The sequence below is a fragment of the Saprospira grandis DSM 2844 genome, assembly GCF_000275825.1.
GTDB classification, from domain to species: Bacteria; Bacteroidota; Bacteroidia; order Chitinophagales; family Saprospiraceae; genus Saprospira; species Saprospira grandis_A.
The window spans coordinates 4364754-4369989 of the sequence record NZ_JH719942.1 but is presented as its reverse complement, the minus strand read 5'-3'; the positions used below and the strand labels follow the sequence as shown (position 1 = coordinate 4369989).

The 5236-nt window shown below is 43.9% G+C and carries 7 protein-coding genes; 4 read left to right on the top strand and 3 right to left on the bottom strand.

The genetic code is table 11. The features are described from left to right. The first annotated feature begins 144 nt into the window (after positions 1-144). The 4 genes from SAPGRDRAFT_RS19395 to SAPGRDRAFT_RS19380 are packed head-to-tail and all read left to right on the top strand — an operon-like array spanning position 145 to position 3927. Positions 145-384 carry a zinc ribbon domain-containing protein YjdM gene (locus SAPGRDRAFT_RS19395; protein ID WP_002661184.1) on the top strand — a complete coding sequence of 80 codons (240 nt, stop codon included), beginning with the start codon at positions 145-147 and terminating at the stop codon, positions 382-384. 3 nt (positions 385-387) lie between these two features. Further along, positions 388-1137, top strand: a complete 750-nt coding sequence (locus SAPGRDRAFT_RS19390) for a glycosyltransferase family 2 protein (RefSeq protein ID WP_002661182.1) — start codon at positions 388-390, stop codon at positions 1135-1137. Then, positions 1138-2619 carry a WG repeat-containing protein gene (locus tag SAPGRDRAFT_RS19385; RefSeq protein ID WP_002661181.1) on the top strand — a complete coding sequence of 494 codons (1482 nt, stop codon included), beginning with the start codon at positions 1138-1140 and terminating at the stop codon, positions 2617-2619. It begins immediately after the preceding gene. Beyond that, positions 2620-3927 (top strand): polysaccharide deacetylase family protein, encoded by a 1308-nt coding sequence (locus SAPGRDRAFT_RS19380; protein WP_002661179.1) that lies wholly within the window; start codon positions 2620-2622, stop codon positions 3925-3927. Positions 3928-3984: 57 nt separating this feature from the next. Here the strand turns inward: SAPGRDRAFT_RS19380 and rpsU are convergent, their stop codons facing one another. The 3 genes from rpsU to SAPGRDRAFT_RS19365 form a co-directional block, all read right to left on the bottom strand. Continuing rightward, on the bottom strand, positions 3985-4179 hold the full coding sequence (gene rpsU / locus SAPGRDRAFT_RS19375) for a 30S ribosomal protein S21 (RefSeq protein ID WP_002661178.1): 195 nt from the start codon (positions 4177-4179) through the stop codon (positions 3985-3987). A 64-nt stretch (positions 4180-4243) separates the two neighbouring features. Next, positions 4244-4672, bottom strand: coding sequence for a hypothetical protein (locus SAPGRDRAFT_RS19370; protein ID WP_002661177.1), 429 nt, complete (start codon positions 4670-4672; stop codon positions 4244-4246). Between the two features lie 56 nt (positions 4673-4728). Beyond that, complete coding sequence (locus SAPGRDRAFT_RS19365; protein WP_002661176.1) at positions 4729-4941, bottom strand: hypothetical protein; 213 nt, start codon at positions 4939-4941, stop codon at positions 4729-4731. Positions 4942-5236 lie beyond the last annotated feature (295 nt).

The window sequence follows — 5236 nt, the reverse complement described above, 5'->3', positions numbered from 1 at the left end:
AACCAGCCCCTATAGGGGCGCCAGTTCGACGACCATAGGGAGTAAACGTAGGGCCGCAGCTTTGCTGCGGAGGCCCCAAAGAAAAAAACTGAATATTATTATACATAAAAGCGGGCTTTGTCTCGTTGAATTAAAGCAAAGAAAATGGAAGTAAAAGATGCCCATGGCAACATGCTAGAAGATGGGGATGCCGTAACCGTAACCCAAGATTTGAAGGTAAAAGGCAGCTCGATGGTCGTAAAAAGAGGGACCAAAGTGAAAAGCATTCGCCTAACCGATAATCCCGAAGAAGTGGATTGTAAGGTAGAGGGTAGTGCTATCGTTTTGAAAACCTGCTACTTGAAAAAAGCGGCTGACAAAAAGAAAAAGAAGAAGAAAAAATAGCCCATGTATAAAGGACAAAAAGTGGTGGTCGTTTTGCCGGCCTATAATGCAGCGCAAACCTTAGAAATAACCTATCAGGAAATTCCTCTTGATATAGTGGATGCAGTTATTCTTTGTGATGATTGCAGCCGAGATAATACCGTAGATGTGGCCAGAGAGTTGGGCATACAGCATATTATTCGGCATGAAAATAACAAAGGATATGGCGGAAATCAGAAATCGCTTTATAACAAAGCCCTAGAAATTGGGGGCGACATTGTGATTATGTTGCATCCTGATTATCAGTATACGCCCAAGCTCATTCCGGCTATGGTAAATATTTTGGGAGAGGGATTATATCCGGCTGTTTTGGGTTCTCGCATTTTGGGTATGGGCGCTTTGAAAGGCGGAATGCCGCTTTATAAGTATGTGGCCAACCGCTTTTTGACCTTTACACAAAACCTCTTAATCAACTACAAATTATCGGAATATCATACGGGCTATCGGGCCTTTCATCGGGAATTATTGGAGGGTATTGACTTTAATGCCAATGATGATGATTTTGTATTTGACAATGAAATGCTTTCGCAGATTGTCTATGCGGGTTTTGACATAGCAGAAGTAACCTGCCCTACCAAATACTTTGAAGAAGCCTCGAGTATTAACTTTAGGCGATCGATGAAGTATGGTTTTGGGGTTTTGCGTGTATCTTTGCAGCATCGACTCAACAAATGGGGTTTACTTCAGCTCGCCCGTTATAAAAAGCCTAGCTAGATGTATATTAAGGCCACTTATACGCTCAATATTTTTATTGCCTATCATCCGGATGACCGTTCTAAATTTGAGGAGCTCTATCAGCATCTTCGAGAATTGGATGAGCAAAACGAGACCTATCAGGTTAATAAAATTTGGTATAGCAAAACCAAATTGGAGAGCAGCGATTATGAGCAATTGGCCGAGATGATGGAGGCGGCGGATTTGTTATTGTTATTATTGAGTGAGGCTTCTATTCTGAGCCCTTTGTTCTCGGGCCGCAATCTACAAACGGCCTTAGCTTTACATCGAAAAGAAAAAACCTTGGTGGTGCCCATCATTTTGAACACCTGTTGGTGGGAGGATACGGCTTATCGAGAATTGGCAGTTTTGCCTCGGGCGGGTTTGCCTATTTATGACAGCGAGGATGTAAAGAACGAGCTCTTTGACCAATTGGTGCAGGACCTCAACCAAAAGCTGCTGAAGGTCCGGCAGCAAAAATTTGATTTAGAAGATACCTTTAAAGATTTATTGGAAGAAGCCGATGCGCTTTTTGCCAATTGGGAGCAGCAGCCGGAGCGTTTGCGTTCGGCCCTGCCATTATACAAAGATGCTGTAGAGCATTGGCGGGAGGGCTTTGTGCCTCATCGGGAGCTTTTAGAGGCCAAAATTGATCGTTGCCATCGGGAGATTGACTTTCGACATTATGCCCGGGCCGCCCGAGAAGCTTGGCAGCAAAATCGCTATCAAGATGCCTATTTTAACTGCAAGGATGCCTTGCAACTGCGCAAAGATGCAGAGATGGAAGGCCTGTTTAAGCAGGTCAATCAGCTTTTGCAGGCCGAAGAATTGGCCATAAAAAAAGCACCCTTTGATAAGCACATCAAAGCCGCCCAATCCCTTTTTTTGGAGCTGCAATGGGGCAAGGCCAAAGAAGAGTTTCGCAAGTCCCTAGATTTTTATGAAGAGGGCTTTAAGCCGAGCAAGGCCGTCATTGTGCATAAAATAGAAATTTGCCGAAGAGAGGCTATTTGGCAAGAATCGGAACAACTAGCCGAGCAATCTTATGAGGCGCAACGCTATGCCGAATCTGTAGAGCTTTTGCTCTCTGGCGTTAGAGAAATGCATGCCGATGCCTTTGAGAAAATTGACCGCATGCTGAACTTGGTCAAGCTGCTAGAAAATGTGAGTCGCTTTCAGGATGCCAAAAGCAAGCGTTGGGGCTTTTATAACAAGAAAGAAGAAACGGTTATTATTGCCCCCAAATATTTGGCAGCCTATGATTTTAGCGAAAACCTAGCGGCGGTAAAAAAATGGGATAAATGGGGCTTTATTGATGTAGAAGGCAATGAAGTGATTCCTTTTGTCTATGACTTTGTGGGGCATTTCCGAAATGGCTTAACCGAGGTTTGGCAGGCCAAAGAGAACTTTTTTATTAACCATTTGGGCGAGCGAGTAGATGAATCGGGTAAAAGCCTACTGCGGACCAAAGATCCCATTTAGATGTCAGCACTTGCTTTTTATGCCCCTTTTTCTTCTGCTCGTCTGCACTATATTGCCCAGCTTATTTTTGAGCAGCATTTGGGCCTTTCGCTGCATTTTTTGAGCAGCAAGGCCGATTTTTTGGCTTATTCTGGCCCTAAGTTAGCCTATGGCAAATTGGCAGACAGCCCACTTTTTATTCCCAAACTTACTGCGGTTTTAGAGCAGGAAGATATTCGGCCCTTGCCCGCTATAGCTTGGCAAATGGACCAAAACAACTGGCCCTTTGCCCTTTCTGCAAAAGGGGGGATTATTGATTTTGATCTTCTGAGCCTAGCCTTTTTGGCCCTCAGTCGCTATGAGGAATACTTAGCTTTTGAGGAAGACCCACATGGGCGCTTCTCTGCCGAGCAATCTTTTTTTGCGGCTTATTTGCGGCGGCCTTGGCTAGATTATCATTTTAATTGCTTGGGAGAGTTATTGGTCCAGCAGTTTCCAGCGCTCGAAATCAAAGCGCTTGCCTATGCATTTTTGCCCACTTACGATATCGATTTTGCCTACAAATACAAGGGCTTGCCGCTCTGGCGGCAGGGCGGCAAACTGCTCAAAAATGCCTACCAAAGGCCCAAAGAACTAAAGCGGCAGTTAGCGGTTTTAGTAGGGCAGGAGCCAGACCCCTATGATGTCTTTTCGCATTTAGCCAAAGCACATCAATCTTTGGATATTGCTGCTGCGCATTATTTTTTTCTGCTGGGCGATTATGGACCTTATGATAAAAACACGCCTTGGAAGGCCGCCGTTTTGGGCCGTTTAATTCAAGAGCTGCAGCAAGCGGGAAATCAAATAGGGATTCACCCAGCTTATGCTGGAGATTGGGGCGAGCAAATCAAGCGTTTGGCTTTTTGGACCAAAAAGGCCCCAAAAAAGAGTCGGCAGCACTTTTTGCGCCTGCGCTTTCCCCAAACTTATCGGCAACTGATTACTTTGGGTATAGAAGAGGATTATAGCATGGGCTATGCCGCCAATATTGGCTTTCGGGCAGGCTATAGCCGCCCATTTTATTGGTTCGATTTGAGCGAAAACAAGCAAAAAGAGCTAGAAATTTATCCCTTTGCCCTGATGGATGTCAGCCTGAAAAACTATTTATCTTGTTCTTTAGAAACCGCCAAAACGCTAAGCGACCAGTTGCTGTCCGAGCTGCAAGAAGTATCGGGCTGTTGTATTAGCCTTTGGCACAATAGCTCCTTTGATGCCGCTGAAGGCTGGGCGGGCTGGGCCGAATTTTACCTCGATTTTTTGAAAAGGGCAAAAAAAAATGAACTGATATAAAATCAACAGTCCATTTTATACGACCCCTAAGGGCCTAGTAAGTGTTTAGACCAAGGCCTAATCCTCCATTGCTCTTTCTTTCTCGTCTTTGTAGATCGCTTTTAGGACCTCATGACGACGCTGTACCGACTTCTTTTCGAAGTGTTTGCGCTTGCGGAATTCACGGAGTAGTTTGGTGTTACGCACCTTACGCTTGTAACGACGGAGCGCTCTATCGATAGGCTCGTTGTCTTTTACTTTGATGATTAACATGTATAGTATTTAAAATTGAAAAATAGTTCGGGCCAAGCTAAGCAAATAAAGAGAGCTTTCAAAATTAGGCAGAGAGTTCCTGCCGCTTAGGGCCCACTTCCAATTCCAATAAACGCTCTTCAAGAGCCACTTTTAGTTTGGCCCATTTTTTTTCTTGCGGCTGTTCTTTGGCCCAAGATTCAATTTGCCCCAAAATAAGTTGACTATTCTCTCTAAGACGCAGTAAAATTTTGGGCAAAGTTTTTTTCACGCCCTGCAAATCTGGGATGTTGGCCAAACGCTGATGCGCACTTTTACTAGCCGGCGGAAGCTGCCCATCCGCTAGCATAATATCTAAAAGCAAATCCTTTTCTCGCTCCGCCTCAAGAGCAAATTTGGCCAATTTAGGGGCCCAAATCCAAGGACTAAGACTTTTGGCTTGCCAGCGCAATTGAATTAATTGATGTGTATAAAGTTGATAGTTGGAAAATAATACGGCTAAAGAGGCGCTCATAAATAAATTTTAAATGAAAAAATGTTAGCTGTTGGGGAAACTTGAAAAGAAATATACTAAGAGGCAAAAAGCTGATTGTCCTCAAACTTTTTTCCGTTCCAACGGCCTAACCATTGGCAACGCTTGCCTGCCTTCTGATAACGAAGAAATGTCTTGATCGCTAGCTCCCGATCCGTCCGATGAATAGTCACCGGATAGTTGTTGGTGTAGATGTCAAAATAATAAACATCCTCACTGTAGTTAATTTTCTTCTTATTTACATTATACATAATAATGGTTTTGAAGGTTTAACAAAAAAGAACTTTTTATATATGTAAAGCGAGCCCAGTTTTTTGACCTACTGTTTTTACTATACAATAGGAAATCAGAGGAGCAAATTTGCTTGTTCCTCTTTAGCTGAAAATGCCAGAAAAATGATGGGATTTATTGCCTTACATTTACCCAAACTAAAGGAAGGGGTAAATCGTTCCGAAGATGATCAACTTTTTTTAAAAAGTTTTTTTTGGGGCCCGCGGCCAGCAAGCTGGCCGCCGCTATGCTGCGCCGCTCGCAGGTCTGCTCGGC

Excerpts from the sequence above, each read along its gene's own strand:
- SAPGRDRAFT_RS19395 (WP_002661184.1), top strand. The coding sequence starts at position 145 with ATGGAAGTAAAAGATGCCCATGGCAACATGCTAGAAGATGGGGATGCC.
- SAPGRDRAFT_RS19390 (WP_002661182.1), top strand. The coding sequence starts at position 388 with ATGTATAAAGGACAAAAAGTGGTGGTCGTTTTGCCGGCCTATAATGCA.
- SAPGRDRAFT_RS19385 (WP_002661181.1), top strand. The coding sequence starts at position 1,138 with ATGTATATTAAGGCCACTTATACGCTCAATATTTTTATTGCCTATCAT.
- SAPGRDRAFT_RS19380 (WP_002661179.1), top strand. The coding sequence starts at position 2,620 with ATGTCAGCACTTGCTTTTTATGCCCCTTTTTCTTCTGCTCGTCTGCAC.
- rpsU (WP_002661178.1), bottom strand. The coding sequence starts at position 4,179 with ATGTTAATCATCAAAGTAAAAGACAACGAGCCTATCGATAGAGCGCTC.
- SAPGRDRAFT_RS19370 (WP_002661177.1), bottom strand. The coding sequence starts at position 4,672 with ATGAGCGCCTCTTTAGCCGTATTATTTTCCAACTATCAACTTTATACA.
- SAPGRDRAFT_RS19365 (WP_002661176.1), bottom strand. The coding sequence starts at position 4,941 with ATGTATAATGTAAATAAGAAGAAAATTAACTACAGTGAGGATGTTTAT.